Here is a 25,872-nt window from a genome sequence, read left to right on the forward strand (position 1 = left end):
CGGGAACGCCTCCCTTACTGGCCGACAGGAAGCTGGCGGGAAGAAACCGGGGGCAGAACCACCTGGGCGGGCAGATCGTAGAACAGGGAACGCAGGCCGTTCACGTTCATCTTGGAAGCGTCGATAAACGTCCACGGTCCATTTTCCTTCACGTCCTTCACCAGGATGAGAACGCCGTTGTTCTCCGTCTTGACGGGGACGCCGTCCGGCCGCTTCATGGAAATCACCATGCGCGTGGGAAGCACCACGAGGGCCTCCGTTCCGTTCCTCACCAAGTGTTCCGCCGTCGGATTGCCGATTTCATAAGTCTCCACCACCATGCCGCGTTCCTTCATGACGGCGGCGGCGGCCTGCATCTTTTCCCGCATGGCCTTCATGAAGGCTGCCTCCCCTCCCGGGAAGGAAGACACAAGCTGCTTCTTGATGGGCGGATACATCTTCTCAATCATCCACATCATGTCGCCGGTCTTGACGGCACCGGAAAGCTCGCGGGCGGCCTGAACGGCGCTGTCCCCGTACTCGCCCGCCTGGAGCTGAAGGACGCACGCACCTGCAAAAAACAAGCCTGCAAACAAATTCTTGAACATGCGTGAAGTGTAACGGCACGCATCCCCCGCCGTCAAGGCAACGCCGCTTACAGCGGCATGTTTTTACAAAAGCCCCGCTGCGCGACACGGCCGGACCACATCCACAGGGTGGGGTCCAGTTCCCGGGCGGCGTCTTCCATCAGGGTGCGGGCGGCGTCCCCGCCCTCCATCACGGCAAACATGGTGGAACCGGAACCGGACATCATCGCTCCGCGGACGCCCGGCCTTTCCAGCAGCCAGCGCTTCATTTCCGCCAGGAACAGGTGCTTCTCAAACACGGGCCGCTCCAGGTCGTTGACCAGAACATGGCCGTCCACCTCCTGTTCCCCGTAGGGAATGCCCGGAAGCTCGCGGGAACCTGCCCAGCGGCGGTAGGCATCCGGCGTGGAAACACCGAACGACGGCTTAAGCAGAACAAGCAGGGGCGCCCATTCCCGCCAATCCGGCAGAGGCGCCACCTTCTCCCCCCGGCCCGTACAGCGGCAGGCGGTGCCGTAAATGAAAAAACCGACGTCGGAACCGATCTCCCCGGCCAGCTCCGCCAGCCGTTCCGGCGGCAGTCCTCCGTTTTCCAGGCTGTTCAGGGCTTCAAGCACGCAGGCGGCATCGCTGCTGCCGCCACCCAAGCCGGCCCCGTGGGGAACATTCTTCACCAGATGGACATGCCAGGGCATGGGCCGCCCCAGTTCCCGTTCCATCAGACGGCCGGCCTTCATGACCAGATTGCTCTCATCCACCGGCACGCCGGGAGCGTTGCAGCTCATTTCCAGACAGGGGGCCGGGGAAAACTCCAATTCGTCGCACAATTCCAGCGGAACCATCACGGTATCCACCTCATGAAAACCGTCCTCCCTTTTTCCCAGAACGCGGAGGGAAGCGTTCACCTTGCACGGGGCCTTGTAACTGATCATGCCTCACGGATTCCAGCAGGGAATTTCAGCCGGGTCAAGCACCTTTCACGCCGAATCTTGCAGTGCTTCCCGCACTTCCTCTTGCCGCAAGCATGCCAAAAAACGAAAGGCCGCGCGGTTTTTCATTCCTGATGCCGTTCCCCCTCCGGCAGGCCATTCCCCTTCCTGTTCATGAAAACCCACCTTTTCTCCTTTTATCCGCCTCCCCTGCCGGGAAAATGTCTTCCGGCTGCGGAACAATGATGGACTCGCGGAGCGGCGGCAGGCAAAAGGACAGCCCCTGAAAACGCTCTTCAGGAACTTCCGTACATCCGGGCTTATCCCCATTTGGAAGGAGAAAAAGCCGGCGCCTTTTCCACTTCCATTCCTCCCGCCTGCCCCTGCGTATGACAAATTCCATTGCGGAACCGGCCGCTGCCGCTCTCCGGCCATTTGAACGGATGAAGCCCTTGTACCGCAAAAAGCGCCGATACGGAACCGATGTCCGCAAAAGGTTTCAACTTCAACCCGCAGAGAAGCTTCCCGCCCAGAAAAGGCATCCCCGCCGCGCAGCATGGCGGCTCCCCGCGGGAACGGCCGCTGCGGTGCAGAAGGTATGAGGAATTTTTTCGTCGTCATTACCCTCCGCTTGCCGTATCATGGGCGCGCTTACTATTACATGGCCTACGACGAAAACAGCATCAAGACCCTGGACTGGCGGGAACACATCCGCATGCGTCCGGGGATGTACATCGGCAAACTTGGAGACGGAACCTCACCGGACGACGGCGTTTACGTCCTGCTGAAAGAAGTCATCGACAACTCCATTGACGAATTCGTCATGGGATTCGGCAAAAAGATCACCATCGACGTCACCCCGGACGGCCTGTGCGAGGTGCGCGACTTCGGCCGCGGCATCCCGCTGGGAAAACTGCTGGACTGCGCCGCCAAGATCAACACCGGGGCCAAGTACGACAGCGACGCCTTTAAAAAATCCGTGGGCCTCAACGGCGTGGGCATCAAGGCGGTCAACGCCCTTTCCGACTTTTTTGAAATCCAGGCCTATCGGGACGGAGAAACGCGTTCCTACCAGTTCTGCCGGGGGGAGGAAGTCCCCAAGGCGCGCCGGAAGGGCGGTACGGACGAGCCCAACGGCACCCGCACGGCCTTCCACGCGGACCAGGAAATCTTCCCGGCAAACACCCGGTTCCGGCCGGAATACATTGAAAAAATGTGCCGGTACTACTCTTACCTCAACAAGGGGCTGGTCCTGCACTTCAACGGACGCCGCTACGTCTCCAAAAACGGCCTGCTGGACCTGCTCACGGAAGCCATGAGTGAAGAGCCCCTTTATCCGATCATCCACATGGAAGGTCACGACATCGAGGTGGCCTTCACACACGGCAGCCAGTACGGGGAGGAGCACTACTCCTTTGTCAACGGCCAGCATACCACGCAGGGGGGAACGCACCAGGCGGCCTTCCGGGAAGCCATCGTCAAGACCCTCCGTGACTTCTTCAAAAAGAACTATGAGGCGGCGGACATCCGCTCCTCCCTGGTGGCCGCCATCTCCATCAAGGTGAAGGAACCCGTCTTTGAATCCCAGACAAAGACCAAGCTGGGGTCCAACACCATCAGCCCGGAAGGGGAAACCATCCGCACCTTCGTCGGCAACTTCATCGCGCGGGAACTGGACAACTACCTGCACAAAAATCCGGAAACCGCCAAGGCGCTGGAAATAAAAATCAAGGACGCGGAGCGGGACCGCAAGGAACTCTCCGGCATCCAGAAGCTGGCTAGGGAAAACGCTCGGAAGGCGAAAATCCACAACAAAAACCTCCGGGACTGCCGCGTCCACTACAACTCCAGGCACGCCCGCGCGGGAGAAACCACCCTGTTCATTACGGAAGGCCTCTCCGCCTCCGGCTCCATCACCACGGCGCGGGATGCGGAAACCCAGGCGGTCTTCTCCCTGCGGGGCAAGCCCCTGAACTCCTTCGGCATGAGCCGCAAGGTCGTTTACGAAAACGAGGAATTCAACTTCCTCCAGCACGCCCTGAACATTGAAAACGGACTGGAAGACCTGCGGTACGACAAAGTAGTCATCGCCACGGACGCCGACGACGACGGCATGCACATCCGCATCCTGCTGATGACCTTCTTCATCCAGTTCTTCCCGGAACTCATCCGGGAGGGGCATCTCTTCATCCTCCAGACGCCTCTGTTCCGCGTGCGCAACAAGCAACAGACCATCTACTGCTATTCGGACTCCGAGCGGGAAGCGGCCATCGCCCTGCTGGGCAAAAACCCGGAAATCACCCGTTTCAAGGGCCTCGGGGAAATCTCCCCGGATGAATTCAAGGCCTTCATCGGGGAGGGAATGCGCCTGGACCGGGTACGTCTGGAAGACTCCCACAAGGTCAAGGAACTGCTGGCCTTCTACATGGGCAAAAATACGCGCGAACGCCAGGAATACATCCTGGAAAACTTGCGTGTTGAACTGGACCCCGTCATGGACTAGTCTGTTGGCGCGACATTTATCTATGCACACCATCCCCAAGGAAAAACTGCCGCGCCATATCGCCTGCATCATGGACGGCAACGGCCGCTGGGCGCACAACCGCGGACTGCCGCGCCGCGCCGGACACAGGGCGGGGGCGAACACCGTAGAACGCTGCGTTGACTTCTGCATCTCCCACGGCATTCCCTGGCTCACTCTCTACGCCTTCTCCTCGGAAAACTGGAACCGCCCCAAAACGGAAGTCCAGGCCCTGATGCTCCTGCTGCACGACTTCCTGAAAAAACGCCTCCGGGAAATGAAAGACAAGGGCGTGCGCCTCCTCGCCATCGGCGACACCAGACGCCTGCCCGAACGCACCAGGAAACTGCTGGAACGCAGCATTGAGCAAACCGCCGGAAATACCAAAATCAACCTCGTGCTGGCCCTCTCCTACGGGAGCCGGGCGGAAATCGCGGGCGCGGCCAGAAAAATCGCACAAAAAATCTCCGCAGGGGAACTCCGTCCGGACGCCATCACGGAAGAAACATTCGGCCAATACCTGGACACCGCCGGCATGCCGGACCCGGACCTGCTTATCCGCACCTCCGGAGAAATGAGGATTTCCAACTTCCTGCTCTGGCAGATCAGCTATGCGGAGCTCTACCTGACGGACACGCTGTGGCCGGACTTCAGCGAACAGGACATGGAAGCGGCCGTCAAGGACTACGCACGCAGAACGCGCCGTTTCGGCGGCATCTGATTCCCTCCTGCACCCAATTCATCAAGGAATAGCCATGAATCAATATGCTCTCATTCTGGCCGGCGGCAGCGGCACGCGCTTCTGGCCTCTTTCCCGGGACCACCGCCCCAAGCAGCTCCTGAACATCATCGGGGAGGACACCCTGCTCCGCCAGGCCATCGACCGGCTGGACGGCCTCGTCCCCCGGCAGAACATCTTCATTCTGACCAACCACTTGCAGGAGGCGGAAGTGCGCCGCCAGGCGCCGGACATCCCCGCGGACAACATCGTATCCGAACCCGTCCGCCGTGACACGGCTCCCGCCATCGCCCTGGGCATCGGACTCATCAAGGCGGCGGACCCGCACGGCGTCATGCTGGTCATCCCGTCCGACCAGCTCATTCAGGACCGGGAAGCTTTCCGCACCCTGATGCAGGCCGCCATGGACACCGCCGCGCAGGAAAAAGCCCTCGTCACCGTTGGCATCAAACCCACCTGGCCCTGCCCTTCCTACGGCTACATTGAACGCGGGGAGGAAACGCCCTGCGCCTCTCCGGCCCATTCCTGCCGGGAAGTCCTGCGCTTCAAGGAAAAACCGGATACGGAAACGGCCGCCTCCTACCTGGCCCAGGGCAACTTCTGCTGGAACGCGGGCATGTTCGTCTGGAGCATCCCCGCCGTTTGCGAGCAGCTGGACAAGCACTGCCCGGAACTGGCCTCCTTTGTGGAACACATTGCGGAAGCCCCGGACCCGCATCACATCCTTCAGGAAGAATTCCCCTCCCTCACTCCCATTTCCATCGACTTCGCGTTGATGGAGCACGCCGACCGGGTGCTCAACTTTGAAGCCACCTTCGACTGGGACGACGTAGGCTCCTGGATATCCGTAGCGGACTATCTGGAAAGCCACAACCGCAATAAAACCAACACGGACATCACCGTGCAGGACGCCTCCGGCAACATCGTCTTCTCCCAGGGCGGAGACAAGCACGTGGCCCTGCTGGGCGTGGACAACCTCATTGTCGTGGAAACGGCGGACGCCATCCTCATCGCAAACAGGGACAAGGCGGACGACATCAAGAAAATCGTCAACCAGCTCCCGGACGAACTCAGATGACCAGCCAGCATCCCGCCCTGGGCATCGACTACGGAGAAGCCCGCATAGGCATAGCGGCCACGGATCCGGTAGGCATCATGGCCCACCCCGTGGAAACCATCCACAGGCAGCAGACGGACGCCGTCACCCGCATCGTGCAGATCGTTCAGGAACGGAGCATCCGCACCCTGGTGCTGGGCCTCCCCGTGCGCATGGACGGCACGGAAGGCAGCGCGGCCGCCAAGGTGCGCGCCTTCGGCAGGGAACTCTCCGCCGCCCTGCCCGGCCTTCCCCTCATTTTCATGGACGAATGCCTCACAACCGTCATCGCCCAGGAAAAACTGCATGCCGCCGGAAAAAAGGCGAAAAGCTTCCGGCCCGTGATCGACCAGGTGGCCGCCGTGGAAATCCTCAGCTCCTGGCTGGATTCCACCCTGGGGTGAACCAAAACCATCCTCCGGCGGAACAACCGTTCCGAAGGCTATTCTCCCACTGCGCTTCGCGCATCCCGCTTCAGGCACAGGGTTATCTCCCCTGCTATCAGAAACGCTGCCAGCCACAGGGCCGTGGACGACTCCGGCCACCAGATGAACCCATCCGCCACACGGGCATTTTCCGGATCGCCGGGCAGATAGCAGACCCGGACGGCATCCCCCTTGGAATAGTCGGACCAAAACAGAAAGGACGGAGACTGGAACGTTACTTCCCCGCCTCCTCCCTGCTCAAGGAACCGTACCCTCGGGGCCCATACCGGGATGCGGCCATATCTGCGGACCGACCCAAAAAACTCCTGGGTGACGCTCATCACCCTCCCTTCCGTACACAGGCCCTCCTGCGCAAAACGGTGCTTGTCCAGGCACATGCCGCCCGCTTTCCCCAGGGCATAAAGGCTCAGAGCCGCCATTCCCCATGCAAGCAGCCAGTACCATCCGAACCACGGAACGCTGAAAAAATCTCTCCAGAACTCTCCGGACCGGGACGGAAACAACAGTTCCTTCTCTTTTCTCCTGACGTACTTCACGCCTCGTCCATCTTCAGCACAATCTTGCCGTTGCGGAACTCTTCCTGCGCCTTCTCCACGGCCCGGCGCACCTCGCTCAGCGGGAACACCGTATCCACGGCCTGCACCAGACTGCCCTCCGCCATCAGCCGCGCAAGCTTGTCGTAGGCAGCCGCAATATCCGGCGCCGGAGCATGTTTAAGCCATTGGGTCACCCACAGGCCTTCCAGCCTGATGCCCTTGAAAATCAGGAATCCATTCGGCACCTTGATGCTCTTCCTGCTCATGGCTCCGTAAGTAACCATGCTTCCGCCGGGCGCGAGCATGTCCATCAGGCGCAGGGCGCTTTCCCCGCCTACGGCGTTGGAAGCCAGCACGGGGCGCTTCCCGTCCAGAAGGGCCAGGGTACTCTTCACCACATCTTCGTCATTCTCACCGACTACCAGATCAGCGCCCAGCGCGGTCAGCTCCTCCCTCAATTCATCCGGCCTTCTCACAAAATTCACCGTCCTGACGCCCATCTGGCGCGCAAGCTGGATGATGCAGCGCCCCACCCCGGAATTGGCGGCGTTCTGGACAATCCAGTCGCCGGGCTTCAGACTCACGAACCCTTCCAGCATGCGCAGGGCCGTGAGGGGATTCACCTTCAGCATGGCCGCCTGCACGGGGTCCACCGCTACGGGCAGCTTCATCAGGTTGACGGCAGGAACCGCCACAAGCTCGCTCCAGGAGCCCACGCCGCGCAAAAGAATCACCTGGTCCCCTTTCCGGAAGCCGTCCGCACGGGACTCCTCCACCACGCCGCAGCCTTCCAGTCCGGCGCGTGAATGCGGCAGCACGGGCTTCACGCCGTACACGCCCTGAATGAAATTGATATCCGCCGGATTGATCGGGGCGGCCATCATCCGCACCAGCACCTCTCCCTCCGCCGGGACCGGAACGGGGCCGGAAACATAAGCCAGCACGTCCTGGGGCTTCATGCCGCATTCGGAAAACTCTGCATAATGATTTTCACTCATGCTTCCAATCTCTCATGGAGCCCCTCCGCGTGCAAGTGCAGGCTACGTTTTAACAGGGAATGAAGTCCGTCCGCACGGCGCCGGGCATAAAATCCGGGCCTTTTAATCAGTTGTTCTTGACCTCGGGCAAAAATACGGTAATCTTTCTTCCTCGCATTAACAAATAACTTCGATTGCCATGTCCCGAATTTGCATCATCCGAGGTACCATTCCTCACAAAGGTCGTCGTATCCATCGCTCCGGTCTTGCCAAGAAAAAGGGCGGTATTGGTCGTCACGTCACTAAGACTGTCAATCGTACCGTTTATCCCAATCTTCAGGAAAAGCGTATCTGGGTTCCTGAACTGGGCCAGTTCGTTAAAATGAAGATTTCCGCCAAGGCCTTGCGTACAATCAACAAGAACGGTGCGTACAACACTCTTAAAAAGGTAGGTCTCCTGTAAAAAAAGATTCTTTTTTTGAACGTTGCTCTACCGGCTGAACTCTAAGGCTTCAACGAGGTGAGCAACTGGCAAAAAGGATTTCCAAAAGACAAGGGATCATCTGCTTAAGTGAGGCACCTCCAAGTTGAAGGTTTTATTGAAACATTAATATACCATTGGACGTAATATAAGACGTCCTCCACTGGAAAAGATCACACAGATGAAAGCCCAAACCAAAATCGCTCTTAGAATTAATGATGACAACCCCAACCATCACCTGTGGAACAACAGGGGGGTCTGGTGGTGCCACGTCACGGTTCACAAGCCTGACTCCACGGCGGAACGCCTGAGATTCTCCTTGAAAACCCGCGACATCGAAAAAGCCCGCGCACGCCGCGACAAGATTTTCGCTTCCATTCAGCAGCACTTCGGCATCGCCGCCTAAGCCGCTCTGAATAGAAATCAAGGCAAAGTCACATTCAATACTTTTGAACTTTGAGAACCGTCCCGGACTACCGGGGCGGTTCTTTTTGTTTGCGCCCATGCAACCGGACAACAAATGCCCCCCTCCCATTCCTTGCCGGGCACACATTGATTTCAGAGGGAAAAATTAAAGCATCCATTCTCTTAAATAAAGAAACGGAAACAAAAAAACGGAGGAGAAAAATAAAGCTTCATTCCAGGCTGTTCCCCTATGTTTCAAGCCTTCCCCTGCACCGGTAAATGAAGCGCCCTGCAAATAAATCAGAAAACACGGGCGGAAAAACAATCCGGTGCTCCGTATTCAGCCCTGCACACGTCCGCCGGAACTCCGCCATCAAGGGGGGAAATCCCGGAACACCCCCCAGGAGAAACCATCCCGATGAAACCTGCCAGCATACCGGGCATCACTCCTTCCTGGTGAAGCGGAACATGGCCGCACCGTGGCTGTTGAGCTCCACGGCAATGTCCCCTTCCGCCGTTCCCTGGTCCGCACGCTTCCAAAGGTCCCGGACTTGATAGGGACCGGACAGGCCGATATCTTTCAGATTTACCTTCAGAACCTCCCTGGAGCCGCCGGTATTGAAAAAGCCCGCTGCCGTGGACCCGTCCGCCAGCTCCTTCGTCCATACCTGGAAATTCCCCTGGTTCCACGCCCTGCGGGCCGGACGGGCCGCCGGATCCTGATCCACGGCAATCACCTCGTCATTGGTCAGCAGACCCATCGTGAACGAATCGATATTCTCCAGATCGCAGGAAATGATGAGAGGGGCGGACAGCAGGCACCACAGGGTCACATGCGTGTATTGTTCATCCGGGGACAGCCGCGTCTGGACAAACGCGGTATTGGGACGATTGGGCTTGCCCAGCTTGCCGACCTGGAGAATGTCCGGATCGTTCCAATGCCCCGGGCGCATGTACTTCTGCCAGCGCTCCTGGGAAAAGCCGATGCCGCTGACGCTGCCCCAGTGGTCCTCGATATCTCCCGTCGTCCTCCACAAATTGGCCAGCCTGGACAATTCTTCCACATGTTCATAAGGAGCCGCATTGGACAGGCTCAGCACGATATCGCGCCCGGACTCATCCAGAGCCTTCCGGATACGTTCCGTCGTGGGCACGTCATTGGGCTTCCAGTCCACCTTCACGTAATCGAATCCCCATTCGGCCCACTGCCGGGCGTCGCGGTCAAACAGCCACACGGGCCCCGTGCGGTCGGCATGCTGACGGTGAACGCCGGGATAGCGTCCGAATATCTGGCACTCCTGCAGACGGTCCTTTTCCGGGATGCTCAATGCCGCGTAATCCGCCTTCCTGTCCGGCGCGCTTCCGCCGATAAAACCGGCGTACGTCCCCATCCAGGGCGTCGAGTAAATGCCGGCCTTCAATCCCATGGCGTGAATGGCACGGCACATGGCCTTCATATCGGGAAAACGCTTGTTGGGCTGGATGGAAAAATTCTTCCCTCCCCGTTTCCCCTGCCAGCAATCGTCAATGTTGATGTAGGTCCAGCCGTGGTTGACCAACCCGCGTTCCACAAAAAGCCGGGCTGTCTTGAGCACCTGGTCCTGTCCTACCGCCTCGCTGTAGGAATACCAGCTGCTCCAGCCCATCGGCGGAGTGAGGCATAAATCGTCCCCCACCTTCAATACCCATTCCCCGGCGTCCTTTCCGTGTCTGTTGGCCGCCTGAAGCTTCACCCGGTATTCTCCCTTCCGCATCGGTGCTTTGCCGGAAATCAGGCCGCGGGAATCCATCTTCACCCCGGCGGGCAGTCCGGACGCACTGAACTGCATGGGACGCTCCCCGGAAACGGGCACCTGGAACAGCACCTCAGACCCCGGTCTGACGCCCAGGACGCGGGCTCCATTGATCGACGGAAGCGGGGACGTCTCCGGCGTCAGGCGCGCTCCGGAAACCGGAGCGGGATAGGGATTCGGAAAATCGGCGCAAAACGCGGCGGGGATAGCGGACCCGAGGACGGCTAGACACAAAAGGCGGTACAATTTCATAAACGTTTTCAATACGGGAGTACTTCAACAAAACGTCATGTCCGCCGCACTTCTTTCACGGAACCTTCTGCCCGGAGGAGGCACGGCCCTGTTCATTCCCCGGCGGCGGATGCCGGAAAAACCCCAGCACGGAAACCCCGGGAATTTTCCCGGCAAGAGCCCGGAACGCCTCTTCCGGCATAACGCAGGCCGCCGTGGACAGCGCATCCGCCAAAGCGGCTGCGGGAGCCTGGACGCTCACCTGCCTGCCCTCCGTGACGCCCAGCCCCGTGGCGGGGTCCAGCACATGGGAATACGCCACGCCGCCTATCTCCGCAAACTGGTGCGCATCCCCGGAAGTGGACACGGCGGCATGGCTCACCAGCCGCTGCTCCAGCCGTCCCTCCCTCACGGCTACCCGGAGCTTCCAGCCCTGCATTCCCGGGGGGGGAGCCCCCGCCAGAACATCGCTGGTGCTGTCAATGCAGAAAGACTCCACTCCCCTTTCTTTCAACATATCCGCCATCCTGTCCACGGCAAACCCTTTGCCGATGCCTCCCAAATCCACCCTCATCCCCTCCGCGGCCTTCATCACCCCTTCCCCGTCCACGGACAGCTTCTCCAAGCCGGAGGCCCGGCGCGCACGCTCCAAGTCCTCCCGGGAAGGAAGAACCCCGAGGCGGCGGGACTTCTTCCACAAACGGATAAGAGGCCCCAGCGTGGGGTCAAAGGCTCCGCGCGTCAAACGGGCGTATTCCAGGGACAGCGACAACACCCTCCGCAACTCCGGAGAAACGGGAACCTTCACCCCTGCCGGAGCGGCATTCAGGGCGGCGAGCCGGCTTTCCGCATCCATGGCGGACATCACCCCCTCCCAGAATACGGCACAGGCCAGCGCCCGCATGCAGGCTTCTTCCGTCCGCGCTCCGTCCATGCCGTGGCCGGGATAGGCGCGCACCGTAAACACCGTGCCCATGGCCGCCCCCCTTGTCGTCACCCTGCCGTCCGCGGCATGTTCGCAGGAAACAAGCCGCGCGGAAACGGCAGCCGCAGGCTCCCCCGTGCCGCCGGACATACCGGCGGCAGGCAGAAAAAAGGCGCAGCACGCCAGAACGGCAGCTTTCCAGTAAAACAACTTCATGCGCGTCCGGGGGACCATCCGGCAAAACTTACTCCGTGCAAACGGACAAGAGCAAGAACCCAGCACGCCATTCCCCCTCTTCCCCTCCCGTGCTGACAGACATGCGGCGGATTCCCTCATTTGAGGCTGGAACTCTGGTCTCTTTTCATGATAAATGGAACGGTTCAAATTCCAGCGCGATTTGTTCCCAGCCCTTTCATTCTTATGTCCAAATTCATCCTTTCTCTCTGTTCCCTCTGGCTTCTCCTGACACTTCCCGTCTCCGCAAGCTGGTATGGGGATGAAGTCAAGGCGGGTTCGGACATCATCATGGTGGACCTTCTGTATCCCTACTGGCCGGAATCCACCTACTTCTCCTGCTGGAACCTGGACATGTTCCCCAAGGGCGGCTACTTTTACGCGGGCGTGGCAGCCAACGTCAATGACAACACGAACCTGGAAACCTACCGCCCCTCCACCGTCTGGTCCTTCTGGCCCGCTCCGGTTTACGAAGGGCGCCAGGTGCGCAACGTGTACGTCAACCCCCATGTCTATGCCCAGCAATACGTGGGGGAAGGAGCCTCCGGCAAGGCCGGGGGCCGGGACGTGCCGTGGATCAAGACCAAGCAGTGGTACACCATGTTCATACGCACCTGGGGTGCGGACGAGGCCAAAAAGGAATGCTACGCCGGATGGTGGATGAAAGACCAAGCCGGCAACCAGTGGCACCACATCGCCACCTTCCGCATTCCCTATGCGGCGACGGGTTTCAAGGGCAACGGAGGATTCCTGGAGGACTTCGGCCACGGAGGGCGCAAACAGCGGGAACTGTGGCGCGGCAAGGGCTTTTACAGGCACAACGGAACATGGGAAAAATGCGATACCGTCTCCATCAACGTTCCCAAGGAAGGAGGCATGAAATACAGCGGCTGGACGGTCCACCAGACGGAAAACGACTCCGTCCTGACCATGTCCTATACGGAAAACAGGCAATTCCCCAGAAACCTGGACCCGGGCCGCAAGCACACCTTCCGGCTGAAGCAGCCGGACGCCCCGGCCATGGACGCCATCATGGCGGAAGGGAAGGCGCGCCATAACGGAGGGCAGGTCATCGTGGACTGGTCGCTGAAAGACACGTCCTCCCCCCAGTTCGCGTACAAGATAGAAGTATTCGACAACCCGCAATACTCCGGTACCCCCGTCCATGCCGTGGAAGAGCAAATCCCCCACGTGCGCACCAGGGCCCTTTCCCTGCCGCGGGACATCTCCCAGTGCTTTGTCAAACTCACCATCACGGACATCTTTGACCAGAAAAAGACCCTGGAACTGGCCAGGGCGGAAACGGAAACCCCCATGAAAGGGAAAGGGCTTCCCGGCAAGCACGACCTGTCCCCCGGCCTGGAATACAAATACCTGGAAAGCAAGGACGGCTGGTCCAAACTGTCGGAACTGGACTTCTCCAAACCAACGCGAACCGGAGTCTCCCGCGGGTTCGACACCGCCCTGCGCGGCGCCAGGGAAGGACGCTTCGCCTTTGACTACGAGGGGCTGCTCATCGTCCCCCAGAGCGGAGCCTACACCTTCGCCCTCCAATCCTGCGACGGAAGCCGGCTGGACATCGGGGGGAAAACGGTCATTGACAACAACGGGCTGCACAGCACCTCGGAAAAGCGCGCCTCCGTCTTCCTGGAAAAGGGGACGCTCCCCATCAGGCTGACCTACTTCAAGAAAAAACCGGAACACGAATTCACCGTGGCATGGGTGGGCTGGCAGTACGGCAACCAGCCCCTGGAAGCAATTCCGAGTTCCAACCTGATGCGCCCCAAACGGGCCGACATCCCGGAAGCCAGGCTGGACATGACCGGCCAGGGCTTTGAACGCATGCTGAAAACGGTCCTGTCCTCGGGACGGATCAACAAGGTGGAATACTACAACGGCAGCAAGCTCGTCTCTTCCTCGGAAAGCGCTCCGTTCACCGCCCCGCTGATGCTCTTCAACGGAGAAAACAAAGTGTGGGCACGCGTCTTCTACAATGGGAACCATACCGTGGACACCCTGGTCCTCACCATCCCTTCCCAGAGCCGCGTCGCCCCGGGCTGGGACATCATGCTGCGCGGGGAGCCGGGCCTTCCCTACGCCATCAGCGGCACGGGTAATGCATTCCGCTTCGTGGGGGAAGGGGAATACCTCGTGAATAAAAAAATCAAGGGGGACTTCATGCTGACGGCCCACATCAGCTCCTTCAGCGACAAATCCCTGGACCCGGGCGACGACTGCTGGGTGGGCATCATGGTGCGCAAGGATGCCGGAGCCACCAACTACGACGATGAAATAGCCGTCTTCCATACCGTGGGCCGCGGCCTCAGATGCAGCGCGGACTTCAGCGACTACGGAACGGGACGCCAGTCCACCTTCGGCCTGAACAAGGAACACCGCTGGGTGCGCATCGTGCAGCGCGGCAACGAATTCACCTGCCTCACCTCCCCGGACATGAAAAAATGGGAGATAGGCATGCAGCGCATCATCCCGATGAAGGAGGAAGCCATCGCCGGCATCACCTTCAGAACCATTCCCGGCAAGGGAAAAGGCGTCTTCTCCGCCGTGGTGGACGGGGTTACCCTGAAACCGGCCAAACTCCAGCCGCACAAAATAGCAGCCCCCATGCCTGCCGGAAAAATCGTCGGCTACTCCCTCCTCTCTCCGGAACTGACGGCCGTCCGCTACCGCACGGGAGCAGACCTGCTGGAACACAAGAACGGCGCCTACGTGCGCAAGCCCCTTTCCCTGCCCAGGGGCGTCAAATCGGTTCGGTCCATGGCTCTTTCCGGGAACAGGCTCCTGCTGCTCGCCCCCACCTCCCAGGGGGGCGCCCTGTTCAGCAGCACGGACATGGGTAAAACATGGACCGTCGCCAATCCGGAAGTAAAGGTGGACCCCTCCCCGGCTTCCTTCATTGCGGGGGAACTCATCTCCGTCAATCCCCGCAATCCCCAGGAAATCATTGTGGGATCAGACCGGGCCGGACTGTTCATGAGCACGGACGGAGGCGCCACCTGGAAAAACACCGGGCTGGAAGGGGAACCCTTCACCAACGTCGCCTTCCATACCATGGTCCAGGGACGGATGGCCGCCCTGTCGGCCGACCGCAAGACCAACATGAGCAAAATCTTCGTCTCCACCAACAATGGAAAGAAATGGGACCGGAAAAACGAAGTGCAGGGAGCCGGATTCCTGAAAATCGTCTTTGACACCCGGGCCGCGGACCAACTCTATGTCTTTTCCACACTGGGCGTTTACACCTCCTTCAACGACTGCCGCACCATGAACCGGGTCATGCAGGGCCTTTCCGTCAGCCAGCCCACCCTGGCCATTGACAGAAGAAGGCTGGACGACACGTTCATGCTGGCCGTCCCCCTGGACGGCAAAGGCGTGTACTCCAGCGAACGTAACGCCAGAAACTGGAAAAAGCGGGCGGACAAGGAAGACTGGGGAGCCGCGTTCAATCTGCTCATTGACACGGCGGACAACAAGCACATCACCCTGTACGCGGAAAAGGGCATCTATGAAAGCACGGACGAAGGGAAAACCTGGAAACAGGTCCATGCCTCGCGCTAACACGCTCACCGTTCACTGTTATCCGCATACAACGAATTCGCAATCCGAAGTCAATCTTCAATTCTAAGGAAAAACCATTTAAGAAAATCCTCCGCCCGTTTCTCCGTAAGCCTGTTACCCGGAAACGGAAGCTCCCCGGCTCTCGCGGATGAACCGTTTCCGGAAAAAGCAGAGAGGGAATTTTCCACTCCGCTTTCCGCCACCCAAGGCTTTTGAAGAAACATAATTCCATAATCACCAGCATCTTGCATTTTCCCTGCAACATACATTGAACGGGTAGTTTCATCGGCACATGCAGTACCGGTTCAACCAGAGAAAGGTTGCGCCAAAAGTCGCGCCATTCCTGCAAAATGTGCTTCGGATTGCGAATTCGCAAGGATATGGATGATGAGAATACCACCACATCTTAATCCAACCATATCCTTCTTTTTACATACTGCCGCCATCGCTTTGACCGGCAGTTCCCTGGCCGCCGGCGACGGCCCTGGCCTGACTTATCCCGGAGCGCCTCTCGACGGCAACGGCAGCCTGTACCCTGAAAACAGCTCTTCCGGAAACACGGTCACCATTCTATACGGGGATATCCCCGGAAACGCCTACGGCGCCAAAACCGGGGACGGAAACGCCGTCCGAAACAGCATCACCATGAATGACGGTTCCGTGGGATTCCTCGTCGGCGCCTCCTCGCAGACGGGAACGGTGGAGCATAATTCCGTTCTCCTTGACGGGGGAACGGTCCGGGAAAATGTTTACGGCGGCCAAAGCCTCCATGGAGATGCCCGGTACAACTCCGTCATGATGACCTCGGGGACGGCAAACTGGCTGGCCGGAGCCCACTCGCAGACGGGAACAGTGGCGTACAACTCCGTCTCCATGAGCGGCGGTTACGTCAGCTACCTCGTCGGCGCCTACTCGCAAACGGGACCGCTGCTGAAAAACAACACCATCACCATGAGCGGCGGTTACGCCGGTTCCCTTCTCGGAGCCTACTCACGGAGGGGGACGGCGGAATACAACAGCGTACTCCTTGACGGCGGAACGGTCACAGGGAATGTTTACGGAGCAGAAAGCGGCAACGGAGACGCCAGGTACAACTCCATCTCCATGACCTCGGGCACGGCAGGCTTCCTCGTCGGCGCCTACTCTCAAACGGGAACGGTGGCGTACAACTCCGTCTCCATGAGCGGCGGTGACGCCAGCTCCCTTGCCGGCGCCTACTCGCAAACAGGGACGGCGGAACACAACAGCGTATTCCTTGACGGCGGGACGGTCTGGGAGAATATTTACGGTGGGCAAAGCGACGACGGGAATTCCCGGTACAACTCCATATCCATGAGCGGCGGGTCCGTCACCGCCCTCATCGGCGGCTACTCGAATACGGGAACGATGGAGTACAACTTCGTTTCCATGAGCGGCGGTAACGCCGAAAAACTCTTCGGCGCCTACTCCGATATGGGAACGGCGGAGCACAACAGCGTACTCCTCAATGGAGGAACAGTCACAGGGAATGTTTACGGCGGACGGAGCCTCCATGGAGATGCCCGGAACAATTCCGCCATCATGACCTCGGGATCGGCAAGCTATCTTCTTGGAGCCTACAGCGAGACCGGAAACGTGCAGTACAACAGCGTACTCCTCGGCGGAGGGACGGTTGAGAATAATGTTTACGGCGGAGAAAGCACCCAGGGAAATGCCCGGTACAACTCCGTCACCATGACCTCGGGAACGGCCAACTGGCTTCTTGGAGCCTACAGCGAGACCGGAAACGTGGAAGGCAACCGGGTCATCGTCTCCGGGGGGACCCTGACCGGGGGAGTCTCCGGTGCGGAATCCGCCAGTGGAAACGCAGTGGGAAACAGCGTGCAGTTCAGCAATGTCACGGCAACAAACATCAATGGAGGATACACCGACACGGGCAGCGCCTCCGGCAACCGGCTCGTCATCGACAGCGGTGTTGCCAAAAACAATGTTTTTGGCGGCATGGTGAACTCCGGAACGGGCCGTGCTACCAACAACCTGGTTGTGATCAACGGGGGAGAAATAGGATCTGAAGGAGGAGAACCCTATTATACCGTCTACGGCATCTTCGGAGGCCGCGCTTCCGCAGGAGACGCGGTCAACAACCGGGTAGTCATGACCGGAGGCCATACGGGCTTCATTGAGGGAGGAACCAGCATGGACGGAGGAACCGCCTCGTACAACTCCGTTCTCATTACAGGAGGCCGTATTGACAACGGCGTCACCGGCGGTTTCAGCAGAAACAGTTCATCCTCTCACAACACGGTGGAAATCCGGGGAGGAAGCATTAGAGGACATATTTACGGCGGTAAAACGGAAAACGGGGCAGCCACCCATAACACCGTCATTCTGGCCGGCATGCCGGACCTGGAGCAGGCCCAGATCATGGGGGGATTTGACTCTTATGCCCCGACTCCGGACGCCAGTGACGTCAGAACGGGAAATACGCTGATTCTGGACGGTTTTCAGGGAAAAGTCGCTCAAATCGCCAACTTTGAGCGTTACGACATCCGCCTCTCCACCTGGGCCGGGGACGGAAACTCCGTCCTGACGGTTTCTACGGAAATCCCCTACCTGGCTTCAACTCCGACCGACCTCTCCGGCGCCGCTTTCCGGGTGAAAATCAGCGGATTCTCCACGGATTCCCCCCTTCCCTCCGTCGGAGAAACCATCTCCCTCATCCGCAATGAAAATGGGATAAACACGACGGGAATGACGCTGGAAACTCCTGCCATCTCCGGCGTCAAGCGCGGCATCTCCTTCCTGTATGACGTGGCCGTCACTGCCGGAGAAAACAGCATTGACGCCACCATCACGGGACGCCGGCTCAATCCGCAAACCAAATCCCTTTCCGAAGGCCGTGCCGCCGCCATGCTCCTGGCCGGCCAGGGTGGGGATCTGGTCGCGGGCCAGGGAATCAACAATGCCGTTCTGGCCTCCATGCAGGGAACCGCCGCGTCCGGCGTGCAGACCTTCTTTGCCATGTCCGGAAGCCATTCCCAATACGACACGGGCTCCCATGTGGACCTCTCCGGCTTCTCCGTGCTGACGGGCGTCTCCACCAGCCTTCAGAAACTCCGCTCCCTGGTGCTGGGCGGCTTCTTTGAAACAGGCTGGGGAAACTACACCTCCCACAACACGTTTGCAGACGCCTCCTTCGTCCGCGCCTCCGGGGACACATCCTACTACGGCGGCGGTGCCCTGGCCCGCTATAACCTCACTTCCGGCGGCCTGAAAGGGCTTGCGCTGGAGGCCTCCTTCCGTGCGGGAAGGCTGGATGCGGACTATCATAGCGGGGACCTGACAGATGGAGCGGGCAACGCCTCCGGCTACAACCTCTCTTCTCCCTACTGCGGAGGGCACGCCGGATTGTCCTATGAACGCAAGCTCGGCTCCAAAATCGGGATGAGTTCCTATGCCCGTTTCCTCTGGACCCGCCAGGACGGTGACCGTGCCGACATCGCCGGGGACAACATCAGGTTCCGCGCCATGGACTCCCACCGCCTGCAAGGCGGCGCACGCTTCCATTATGAAGCCGCCCCTGCCATCCGCCCCTATGCGGGAGCGGCTTATGAATGGGAATGCAGCGGCGCCTCCCGCGCCGTCACGTACGGACAGGATATCGCCGCGCCCAGCCTCCGCGGAGGAACGGGCATGGCGGAACTTGGCGTGGTATTCCAGCCGTTGGCGGAAAAACCGATCTTCCTTGATCTGGGGGTGAAAGGTTACACCGGCAAACGGGACGGATTTGGCGGAAACATTCAGCTCCGCGCATCCTTCTGAGAAACCCTCTGCATAAGATAACCTGCCGCGGCAAATCACAGGCGGCAACAACAAACACCCTCCGCCCGGGCGGAGGGTGTTTTTCGTCCTCAAGGCTGAAAACCCCGTTTATCTGGCAAACAGGGCGTGAATGCGGCGGCATACCTCCTCCACGTTCTCCCGTGAGTTGAACGCGGAAATGCGGAAGAAGCCTTCCCCCTTGGAGCCGAAGCCGGAACCCGGCGTGATGACGATATTCGCCTCGGTCAGCATCTTGTCAAACAATCCCCAGCTGTCCAGGCCGTCCGGACAGGCCGCCCACACATAGGGCGCGTTTTCCCCGCCCCACACGCGCATGCCCGCCTGGCGGCACGCATTCAGCAGAAGAGAGGCATTCCCCAGGTAATGACTGATCAGAACGTCGGTCTGCGCCATCCCTTCCAGCGTGAACAGCGCTGCCGCACCGCGCTGAACGATGTAGGAGGCGCCGTTGAACTTCGTGCTGGTGCGGCGGCTCCACAACTGGGAGATGGGGACCCTGTTCCCGCCGGCGTCATGGCCGTTCAGCTCCTTCGGAATCACCACGTAGCCGCAGCGCACGCCCGTAAAGCCGCCCTGCTTGGAGAAGGAACGGAACTCAATGGCGCAGTCGCGCGCGCCCGGAATCTCGAAAATGGACCTGGGAACGTCCGGGTCCTGGATGAATGCCTCATAAGCGGAATCATACAGGATAATCGCATGATTGGCGCGGGCGTACTCCACCCACTTCAGCAGCTCCATGCGGGAGGCTACCGCCCCGGTCGGATTGTTCGGAAAGCACAGGTAAATCAAATCCACATGTTCCTGCGGCAGATCGGGCACAAAATTATTCTCCGGCGTGCAGGGCAGATACACCAGCCCTTCGTAGGAGCCGTCCTCACGGGCTTCCCCCGTATTGCCGGCCATCACGTTTGTATCCACGTAAACGGGATAAACCGGGTCCGGCACGGCGATCCTGTTCCCTCTGCCGAAAATATCCAGAATGTTCCCCGTGTCGCACTTCGCACCGTCGGACACGAAAATCTCGTCCACCTCCACATGAATTCCGTGGACCTGGTAGGCTTTCTTCGCAATCGCCTCCCTCAGCCAGAAATAACCCTGCTCCGGACCGTAGCCGTGAAAGCGTTCATGCGTGGCAAGATCGTCAACCGCCTGGTGCATGGCCTCAATGGCGGCCTGGGGCAGCGGTTCCGTCACGTCGCCTATGCCGCAGCGGATCAGCCGGGGGGCCGCTTCAGGATGGGCCTGGATGAACGCGTTCACGCGGCGATTGATCTCCGGGAACAAATATCCCGCCTGCAGCTTGAGGAAATGGTTGTTGATAATAGCCATGGTTGTAGTAGTAAGTGGAACCCATTCCATACCGTACACAGGAAGGAATCAAGACCGGGGTCCGGCATCCCCGCCCCTTCGGGGGAAAAATCTTCCCGCGCCCGCAATGCATCCTCCGGAAAGAGGCGTTCCGGAAAATTCAGCGCCGTTTCATGCTCCTCATCAGCTCCTTGTCTTCCGGGCTTACCCTCAGGGACTCGATAATCTTTTGAAGAGCCTTGTTGTAAGGGAAATCAGGCAGGGAGGAACGCCGCAAATATTCCAGCGTCAGCGCCGGGAACTTTACGTAGCAGACGGAAACGGCCCAGGCCACGGCCATGGACACGTAATAATCCCCATGCCGCACGCCGTCCAGCAGCTCCAGCACGCGCTCCACGTAATCCTCCGTGATGAAATGGTCCAGCATCACCACCACGGCAAAGCGCACGTGCCACGCATCAGGATGCTTCAAATACGGCTGAATGAAATCCCAGACCATTTCCGGATGCCTTTTGCTGAACTTCAACCCGGCGCAGAACGTATCGCACACGGCCCAGTTATCCATGCGGGGGACAAAACGCCGCACCCACTCCAGGCGCTCCTCCGGCTCCATCCGCGCCAGTCCGGTCAGCATGCCGTCCAGCATCACCTCTTCCGCATAAGGTTCCTGCGCCGGGTGCTCCAGCAGTTCCCTCCAATCCCCCCGCGCCTCTTCCCGCGCCAGATTGCGCAAAACGGGGAGCCTCACCCCCAGCAGGCGCGTGACGCCGGGAATCAGGGAAGCGGAAAATTTCTGGAACTCCGGCTCCGCCAGAGCCTCCACCTTCTCCCGGAGCCTGCGTCTTCTCTCAATCATGCGCGCCATCCTATAAAAGGAGGTAATGAAGGACAAGGGAGAAAAAGAAATGGCAACCGGCAGACCGTTATAGTAGCGTAGAAGCAGAACGCTACCTGCCCCCCTGCCCCTCATGAAACAGCCCGGCCAATTCAACTGCCCCCAATGCGGCGCGCCCTTTTCCGCCGCGGACGTGGACGCCGCCCAGAATACCGTCACCTGCGGAAGCTGCGGCCACGCCGTGCCCTGGAACTCCCTGGTCCGGGAAAACGAGTCTCCCGACCCCCTGCCCGCGCCTCCCAGACATCTGACCGTGCAGAAGGAAGACGGCAAAATCACGCTCACCTACAGGCATTCCCGCTTCAAGGTCCTGTTATCCCTGGGCTTCGCCCTCGTCTGGGGCCTCATCACCCTGTTCCTTCTCCGACTGTCCCTGGGACCGGCAAAAACGGACTTTGCCCTGCCCGTCTTCACCACCTTCTTTGCCGTGAGCGAGGCATTCATCATCTTCATCTGCGTGGACATGCTCCTGGGCAAAGTCGTGGTCCGCGCGGAACCGGGCCGCGGCGCCCTCTTCCGCGGCATCGGGCCGCTGGGCTCCACATGGACCTTCCTGCTGCCCATGCAGGCCGATGTGGCCGTGGAACGTCCGGGAGGGGATGGGGACAAATACCGCCGCATCTCCATTCCCCAGCCTTCCGGCAGGCCCTTTTACTTCTGCGGCGGAATCTCAGAACCGGACGTCCTGGAATACATCGCCCTCGTTCTGCGCCGTTTCCGGGCCTGAAGCCGCACTTTTCCGGCTCATGACATGCTCTCCGGAAACGGAGGGCCCCCTTTTATTGTCCAACTGGCACAATAAAAAATTCCATGATAACCAACGAACTTGAAATTATTGACGTACGCGGCCGTGAAATCATCGACTCACGGGGCAACCCCACCGTGGAAGTGGACGTGGCCCTGGCAGGCGGCGCCATCGGCCGCGCATCCGTCCCCAGCGGCGCCTCCACCGGAGAGCATGAAGCCTGGGAGCTGCGCGACGGAGACTCCAAGCGCTATGGAGGCAAGGGCGTGCTCAAGGCCGTGGAAAACATCAACAAAATCATTGCTCCGGAAGTCGCGGGACACGACGCCACCCTCCAGCCCGCCATCGATAAAATCATGATCGACCTGGACGGCACGCCCAACAAATCCCGCCTGGGCGCCAACGCTATTCTGGGCGTCTCCCTGGCCGTGGCCAAAGCCGCCGCCGTCCAGCTGGACCTGCCCCTCTTCAAATACCTGGGCGGCCCGAACGCCAAGGTGCTTCCCGTCCCCATGATGAACATCATCAACGGCGGCGCCCATTCGGACTCCCCCATCGACTTTCAGGAATTCATGATCATGCCCAAGGGCGCCCCCACCTTCCGGGAAGCCCTGCGCTACGGCGCGGAAGTATTCCATGCGCTGAAGGACGTCCTGCACGACCGCGGCCTGTCCACGGCCGTGGGGGATGAAGGCGGCTTCGCCCCGGCCCTGAAATCCGCGGACGACGCCCTGGAATGCATCGCCCGCGCCGTGGAACGCGCAGGCTACACGCTGGGCACGGACATCTTCATTGCCCTGGACGTGGCCTCCTCCGAATTCTACGACCCCTCCCAAAACCTGTACGTATTCAAAAAATCGGACGGCCGCGGCAGGACGGCGGAAGAACTCACGGCCTACTACCAGGAGCTTCAGAAAAAATACCCCATCATCTCCATTGAAGACGGCTGTGCGGAAAACGACTGGCAGGGCTGGGAGCAGCTCACCAAGGCGATGGGGGACAACACCCAGCTCGTCGGGGACGACCTCTTCGTCACCAACGTGGAATTCCTCAACCTGGGCATCTCCCGCCATGTGGCGAATGCCGTCCTGGTCAAGGTCAACCAGATCGGCTCCCTCACGGAAACGCTGGACACGGTGGAGCTGGCCAAGGACAACAAATACTCCGCCGTCATTTCCCACCGCTCCGGGGAAACGGAAGACTCCATCATTGCGGACATCGCCGTGGCGACCAACGCCGGACAAATCAAGACCGGCTCCCTCAGCCGTTCCGACCGCATGGCAAAATACAATCAATTGCTCAGAATTGAAGAGGAACTGGAGGATGACGCAATTTTTGGTGGTAAAATTCATATCTTGTGATCAAAAATGCCTTGTTTGACTTAGTAAAATGCTCTGGAGACGCCGCTATTACCATCGTTTTACCTTGGCGGAACTTGAAATCCGCCGGGAAAAACGTGCCCTCATCGTTCAGAGGGCTCTGCGGCTCTTCGCCATTGTGCTGGCCCTGTGCCTGACCATGCTGCTCTCCCTGGTCTGCTTCAAGCCGTGGAAGGACCTGCGCTCTCTGGAGCATGAGCGCTCCTTCCTTCAGGCGCGCCTGGAAAAGGCGCGGGAACAGATGGAACAGTCCAAAAACGAATTCATCTGGATTTCTCAGGACCCCCACTACTTTGAAATGATCGCGCGGGACAAGGGCAACCTGGCCCTACCCGGCGAGCATATCCTCCGCTTTGCGGAACCCAAGCGCCTTAAATAAGGCTGCCCCCTTTGGCGGAATCCTCCCTTTCCCGGTAAAAACGGAAACAGAAGTCGGCAGGCCGGAGACACGGCCCCGGCAGAAAAAGGGAGCTCAATGAATAAACAGGCAGGCTCATTCCGGCAACTCCGCAATCGTGCCGAACACTTCCCGCCAACTCTCCATGGAAGCCTCCAGCCCTTGCAAGAGACTCTTCCACTGTTTCGTATTGCCGGTTTTACCGCGGTTTACACCAATCAGCAAAAAATAAGGGACTTATATACCTGATTAACCATTCAGCAAACGACCTTTCCCTTTTACATAAATCCGGTGCATCGAAAGGTAACCGGCAGGAATCGCACCTTTGCCTCGAACTGCCTTGTTGTTACAAGGAGTTCTCATGATATGATTAATCAAGTAGATAGGTCCCCAAAAAAATGATTGCAGCTTTATAAATGAGAAAACCGTTTCCAACATTCATCATACTGCTTTTTGAGCTTTTCTTCCTGCTTTGGCTCTGCGGCTTTGCTGCCACTCTCGTTAAATCATAAAATGAGAAGAGACAGTTCCGTTATTATCCATAGATGTTGCGCGGCTGTTTATGATGCCAGCTCATAGGCTCCGGACCCTGTCTTGCTTCCTTCTATCTACTTTTTCAAAATTCCACTCGCATTCGTTAAAACGGTAACATTGTTCTTCGTCAAAAGAAACAACAGGAGGTACATAGGGCTGAAAAAACAGGTACCATACCCATTGGTATTTACCATCATCCTTTTCCTCCGGATATAAAACGGGATAGTACAGGTAACATGGATTGTCCCAAATCTTTATGCCGAGTTGTTCTCCCGGAAGATGAAATAGAAACCTGACACACAGCAATTCCGCTGAAGAAAATGTTCCTACCCCCTCTTCCTGGAAAAATCACAGGATTCAAATCCTAAAATACCCAAGTCCGTTTCACCAATATAGCGGGACCAAAAGAAGCCTGTATCATCTGCAAAACCATCTTCCGCAAATAGCAGCTTCGCCTCTTCCTCCGTGACAATCTGAAGCACTTTACGGACATTGACACCTTCATTGTTCCACACGATATCCCCTGCACGAACAGGCGTACCATCCGGATAGCAAATAGTTTTCATAAATTATACGGGTATTAGATGAAATCGGCCTGTGATCCTGTTTTTCTTCTCACTGACGGTATTGGGACATCAAACAAAAATATTTTATCTTTCATTCCACATGAGCGGCAACTTCTCGAATGGGAGGCATTACATATATATAGCATGCAATCTCTTCTTTAAAGGAATCAAACAGTATCTCAAATTTTTGAGGAGGGTCGATCCAATTTTTACCGGACAATGTTAAAAGCATTCCGGAATGCCCTATGTATCCGCATTCATGTATGTTGACTACTTCCCCATCCTCATCCACGATGCCTAAACTCAATTTATGATCATCCTTCTTCCGGACATGGATTCCAAGTCCTCCGGCATAACATTTCCAATGTCCCGTGATCCAGTCGGGGAAAACATCTCCCTGGCAAGTAAAAGAAGTAGCAACTGCATCCTTGGATTTTTCCCGTCCGGACTTCTTGAAAAAAAGTTCCTTGTCCTTAATTTCCACACCTATCTTTCCCGATTTCGATTTCGGAAATATTCTGATACGCATATTGTCCAAACTTCCTTGAACAAAAAATTCCATGAAAAATGGAGAAATTTTTAATGGAACAAGAGTAACATTTTCACTTACCGATATATCCTGCAATATAACAACAAAATATTTACCTTTGGAAGTTATTGAGAGGATATAATCAGAGATATGTGAAAAAGACCACACTCCTTCATAACGTTCTATTTCAATATTTTTCTTATCTATTCTCATTGCCTTCCGGAAAACCGTTCATGATCTCT

Annotated in this window: 21 protein-coding genes; 11 read left to right on the forward strand and 10 right to left on the reverse strand. The window is 58.4% G+C overall.

Features of this window, described 5'->3' with window-relative positions:
- Positions 1-14: 14 nt before the first annotated feature.
- Positions 15-587: a DUF2059 domain-containing protein gene (locus HMPREF3039_RS06710; RefSeq protein WP_067570121.1), complete on the reverse strand. Its 573-nt coding sequence runs from the start codon at positions 585-587 to the stop codon at positions 15-17.
- A gap of 47 nt (positions 588-634) precedes the next feature.
- Positions 635-1,498 carry a 4-(cytidine 5'-diphospho)-2-C-methyl-D-erythritol kinase gene (gene ispE, locus HMPREF3039_RS06715; RefSeq protein WP_067570123.1) on the reverse strand — a complete coding sequence of 288 codons (864 nt, stop codon included), beginning with the start codon at positions 1,496-1,498 and terminating at the stop codon, positions 635-637.
- Between the two features lie 658 nt (positions 1,499-2,156).
- Here ispE and HMPREF3039_RS06730 point away from each other — a divergent pair.
- The 4 genes from HMPREF3039_RS06730 to ruvX are packed head-to-tail and all read left to right on the forward strand — an operon-like array spanning position 2,157 to position 6,255.
- Positions 2,157-3,998 carry a DNA topoisomerase IV subunit B gene (locus tag HMPREF3039_RS06730; RefSeq protein WP_067570311.1) on the forward strand — a complete coding sequence of 614 codons (1,842 nt, stop codon included), beginning with the start codon at positions 2,157-2,159 and terminating at the stop codon, positions 3,996-3,998.
- A 22-nt stretch (positions 3,999-4,020) separates the two neighbouring features.
- Positions 4,021-4,737, forward strand: coding sequence for an isoprenyl transferase (locus tag HMPREF3039_RS06735; protein ID WP_067570129.1), 717 nt, complete (start codon positions 4,021-4,023; stop codon positions 4,735-4,737).
- A 34-nt stretch (positions 4,738-4,771) separates the two neighbouring features.
- Positions 4,772-5,833 carry a mannose-1-phosphate guanylyltransferase gene (locus HMPREF3039_RS06740; RefSeq protein WP_067570131.1) on the forward strand — a complete coding sequence of 354 codons (1,062 nt, stop codon included), beginning with the start codon at positions 4,772-4,774 and terminating at the stop codon, positions 5,831-5,833.
- A complete protein-coding gene (ruvX, locus tag HMPREF3039_RS06745) occupies positions 5,830-6,255 on the forward strand; it encodes a Holliday junction resolvase RuvX (protein WP_067570133.1) in 426 nt (141 codons plus the stop codon). Before HMPREF3039_RS06740 ends, ruvX begins: the two co-directional genes overlap by 4 nt.
- A gap of 38 nt (positions 6,256-6,293) precedes the next feature.
- Here the strand turns inward: ruvX and HMPREF3039_RS06750 are convergent, their stop codons facing one another.
- Positions 6,294-6,833, reverse strand: coding sequence for a DUF3592 domain-containing protein (locus tag HMPREF3039_RS06750; protein WP_067570135.1), 540 nt, complete (start codon positions 6,831-6,833; stop codon positions 6,294-6,296).
- Complete coding sequence (locus HMPREF3039_RS06755) at positions 6,830-7,831, reverse strand: MDR family NADPH-dependent oxidoreductase (RefSeq protein ID WP_067570137.1); 1,002 nt, start codon at positions 7,829-7,831, stop codon at positions 6,830-6,832. The genes HMPREF3039_RS06750 and HMPREF3039_RS06755 overlap by 4 nt, the downstream gene beginning before the upstream one ends.
- A gap of 178 nt (positions 7,832-8,009) precedes the next feature.
- On the opposite strand from HMPREF3039_RS06755, the gene rpmB reads away from it, so the two are divergent.
- Together rpmB and HMPREF3039_RS06765 are read left to right on the forward strand one after the other, a co-directional pair.
- Entirely contained in the window at positions 8,010-8,273 is a 264-nt protein-coding gene (gene rpmB, locus HMPREF3039_RS06760; RefSeq protein WP_067570139.1) for a 50S ribosomal protein L28, read from the forward strand.
- Between the two features lie 199 nt (positions 8,274-8,472).
- Positions 8,473-8,697 (forward strand): hypothetical protein, encoded by a 225-nt coding sequence (locus HMPREF3039_RS06765; protein ID WP_012420228.1) that lies wholly within the window; start codon positions 8,473-8,475, stop codon positions 8,695-8,697.
- Between the two features lie 442 nt (positions 8,698-9,139).
- Here the strand turns inward: HMPREF3039_RS06765 and HMPREF3039_RS06770 are convergent, their stop codons facing one another.
- The gene (locus HMPREF3039_RS06770) at positions 9,140-10,741 is read right to left on the reverse strand and encodes a glycoside hydrolase family 27 protein (protein WP_067982245.1); all 1,602 of its coding nucleotides are present in this window, start codon (positions 10,739-10,741) and stop codon (positions 9,140-9,142) included.
- 55 nt (positions 10,742-10,796) lie between these two features.
- Positions 10,797-11,861: an FAD:protein FMN transferase gene (locus tag HMPREF3039_RS06780; RefSeq protein ID WP_167506761.1), complete on the reverse strand. Its 1,065-nt coding sequence runs from the start codon at positions 11,859-11,861 to the stop codon at positions 10,797-10,799.
- A 204-nt stretch (positions 11,862-12,065) separates the two neighbouring features.
- Between HMPREF3039_RS06780 and HMPREF3039_RS06785 the strand changes: the two genes are divergently transcribed.
- Complete coding sequence (locus HMPREF3039_RS06785) at positions 12,066-15,455, forward strand: PA14 domain-containing protein (RefSeq protein ID WP_067570143.1); 3,390 nt, start codon at positions 12,066-12,068, stop codon at positions 15,453-15,455.
- A gap of 384 nt (positions 15,456-15,839) precedes the next feature.
- Complete coding sequence (locus tag HMPREF3039_RS06790; RefSeq protein WP_231863871.1) at positions 15,840-19,256, forward strand: autotransporter outer membrane beta-barrel domain-containing protein; 3,417 nt, start codon at positions 15,840-15,842, stop codon at positions 19,254-19,256.
- 108 nt (positions 19,257-19,364) lie between these two features.
- On the opposite strand, the gene HMPREF3039_RS06795 is transcribed toward HMPREF3039_RS06790, so the two are convergent.
- Complete coding sequence (locus HMPREF3039_RS06795; RefSeq protein ID WP_067570147.1) at positions 19,365-20,606, reverse strand: LL-diaminopimelate aminotransferase; 1,242 nt, start codon at positions 20,604-20,606, stop codon at positions 19,365-19,367.
- Positions 20,607-20,745: 139 nt separating this feature from the next.
- The gene (locus HMPREF3039_RS06800) at positions 20,746-21,441 is read right to left on the reverse strand and encodes a DNA alkylation repair protein (protein WP_067570316.1); all 696 of its coding nucleotides are present in this window, start codon (positions 21,439-21,441) and stop codon (positions 20,746-20,748) included.
- A 112-nt stretch (positions 21,442-21,553) separates the two neighbouring features.
- Here HMPREF3039_RS06800 and HMPREF3039_RS06805 point away from each other — a divergent pair, with 112 nt between their 5' ends.
- The 3 genes from HMPREF3039_RS06805 (at position 21,554) to HMPREF3039_RS06815 (ending at position 23,983) form a co-directional block, all read left to right on the forward strand.
- Positions 21,554-22,207, forward strand: a complete 654-nt coding sequence (locus tag HMPREF3039_RS06805) for a TFIIB-type zinc ribbon-containing protein (protein ID WP_067570149.1) — start codon at positions 21,554-21,556, stop codon at positions 22,205-22,207.
- Positions 22,208-22,290: 83 nt separating this feature from the next.
- Positions 22,291-23,586 (forward strand): phosphopyruvate hydratase, encoded by a 1,296-nt coding sequence (gene eno / locus HMPREF3039_RS06810; protein WP_067570151.1) that lies wholly within the window; start codon positions 22,291-22,293, stop codon positions 23,584-23,586.
- Between the two features lie 28 nt (positions 23,587-23,614).
- Positions 23,615-23,983, forward strand: coding sequence for an FtsB family cell division protein (locus HMPREF3039_RS06815; protein WP_067982248.1), 369 nt, complete (start codon positions 23,615-23,617; stop codon positions 23,981-23,983).
- 878 nt (positions 23,984-24,861) lie between these two features.
- Here HMPREF3039_RS06815 and HMPREF3039_RS06820 read toward each other — a convergent pair.
- Both HMPREF3039_RS06820 and HMPREF3039_RS06825 read right to left on the reverse strand, forming a co-directional pair.
- Complete coding sequence (locus HMPREF3039_RS06820; RefSeq protein ID WP_067570156.1) at positions 24,862-25,101, reverse strand: hypothetical protein; 240 nt, start codon at positions 25,099-25,101, stop codon at positions 24,862-24,864.
- 91 nt (positions 25,102-25,192) lie between these two features.
- Positions 25,193-25,843 carry a hypothetical protein gene (locus HMPREF3039_RS06825; protein ID WP_067570158.1) on the reverse strand — a complete coding sequence of 217 codons (651 nt, stop codon included), beginning with the start codon at positions 25,841-25,843 and terminating at the stop codon, positions 25,193-25,195.
- Positions 25,844-25,872 lie beyond the last annotated feature (29 nt).

Origin of the sequence: Akkermansia sp. KLE1798, from assembly GCF_001580195.1 — a bacterium.
Taxonomy (GTDB): Bacteria; Verrucomicrobiota; Verrucomicrobiia; order Verrucomicrobiales; family Akkermansiaceae; genus Akkermansia; species Akkermansia biwaensis.

Coding starts and splice junctions, on each gene's coding strand:
- HMPREF3039_RS06710 (WP_067570121.1), bottom strand. CDS start 587: ATGTTCAAGAATTTGTTTGCAGGCTTGTTTTTTGCAGGTGCGTGCGTC.
- ispE (WP_067570123.1), bottom strand. CDS start 1,498: ATGATCAGTTACAAGGCCCCGTGCAAGGTGAACGCTTCCCTCCGCGTT.
- HMPREF3039_RS06730 (WP_067570311.1), top strand. CDS start 2,157: ATGGCCTACGACGAAAACAGCATCAAGACCCTGGACTGGCGGGAACAC.
- HMPREF3039_RS06735 (WP_067570129.1), top strand. CDS start 4,021: ATGCACACCATCCCCAAGGAAAAACTGCCGCGCCATATCGCCTGCATC.
- HMPREF3039_RS06740 (WP_067570131.1), top strand. CDS start 4,772: ATGAATCAATATGCTCTCATTCTGGCCGGCGGCAGCGGCACGCGCTTC.
- ruvX (WP_067570133.1), top strand. CDS start 5,830: ATGACCAGCCAGCATCCCGCCCTGGGCATCGACTACGGAGAAGCCCGC.
- HMPREF3039_RS06755 (WP_067570137.1), bottom strand. CDS start 7,831: ATGAGTGAAAATCATTATGCAGAGTTTTCCGAATGCGGCATGAAGCCC.
- rpmB (WP_067570139.1), top strand. CDS start 8,010: ATGTCCCGAATTTGCATCATCCGAGGTACCATTCCTCACAAAGGTCGT.
- HMPREF3039_RS06765 (WP_012420228.1), top strand. CDS start 8,473: ATGAAAGCCCAAACCAAAATCGCTCTTAGAATTAATGATGACAACCCC.
- HMPREF3039_RS06770 (WP_067982245.1), bottom strand. CDS start 10,741: ATGAAATTGTACCGCCTTTTGTGTCTAGCCGTCCTCGGGTCCGCTATC.
- HMPREF3039_RS06780 (WP_167506761.1), bottom strand. CDS start 11,861: ATGAAGTTGTTTTACTGGAAAGCTGCCGTTCTGGCGTGCTGCGCCTTT.
- HMPREF3039_RS06785 (WP_067570143.1), top strand. CDS start 12,066: ATGTCCAAATTCATCCTTTCTCTCTGTTCCCTCTGGCTTCTCCTGACA.
- HMPREF3039_RS06790 (WP_231863871.1), top strand. CDS start 15,840: ATGATGAGAATACCACCACATCTTAATCCAACCATATCCTTCTTTTTA.
- HMPREF3039_RS06795 (WP_067570147.1), bottom strand. CDS start 20,606: ATGGCTATTATCAACAACCATTTCCTCAAGCTGCAGGCGGGATATTTG.
- HMPREF3039_RS06800 (WP_067570316.1), bottom strand. CDS start 21,441: ATGATTGAGAGAAGACGCAGGCTCCGGGAGAAGGTGGAGGCTCTGGCG.
- HMPREF3039_RS06805 (WP_067570149.1), top strand. CDS start 21,554: ATGAAACAGCCCGGCCAATTCAACTGCCCCCAATGCGGCGCGCCCTTT.
- eno (WP_067570151.1), top strand. CDS start 22,291: ATGATAACCAACGAACTTGAAATTATTGACGTACGCGGCCGTGAAATC.
- HMPREF3039_RS06815 (WP_067982248.1), top strand. CDS start 23,615: ATGCTCTGGAGACGCCGCTATTACCATCGTTTTACCTTGGCGGAACTT.
- HMPREF3039_RS06820 (WP_067570156.1), bottom strand. CDS start 25,101: ATGAAAACTATTTGCTATCCGGATGGTACGCCTGTTCGTGCAGGGGAT.
- HMPREF3039_RS06825 (WP_067570158.1), bottom strand. CDS start 25,843: ATGAGAATAGATAAGAAAAATATTGAAATAGAACGTTATGAAGGAGTG.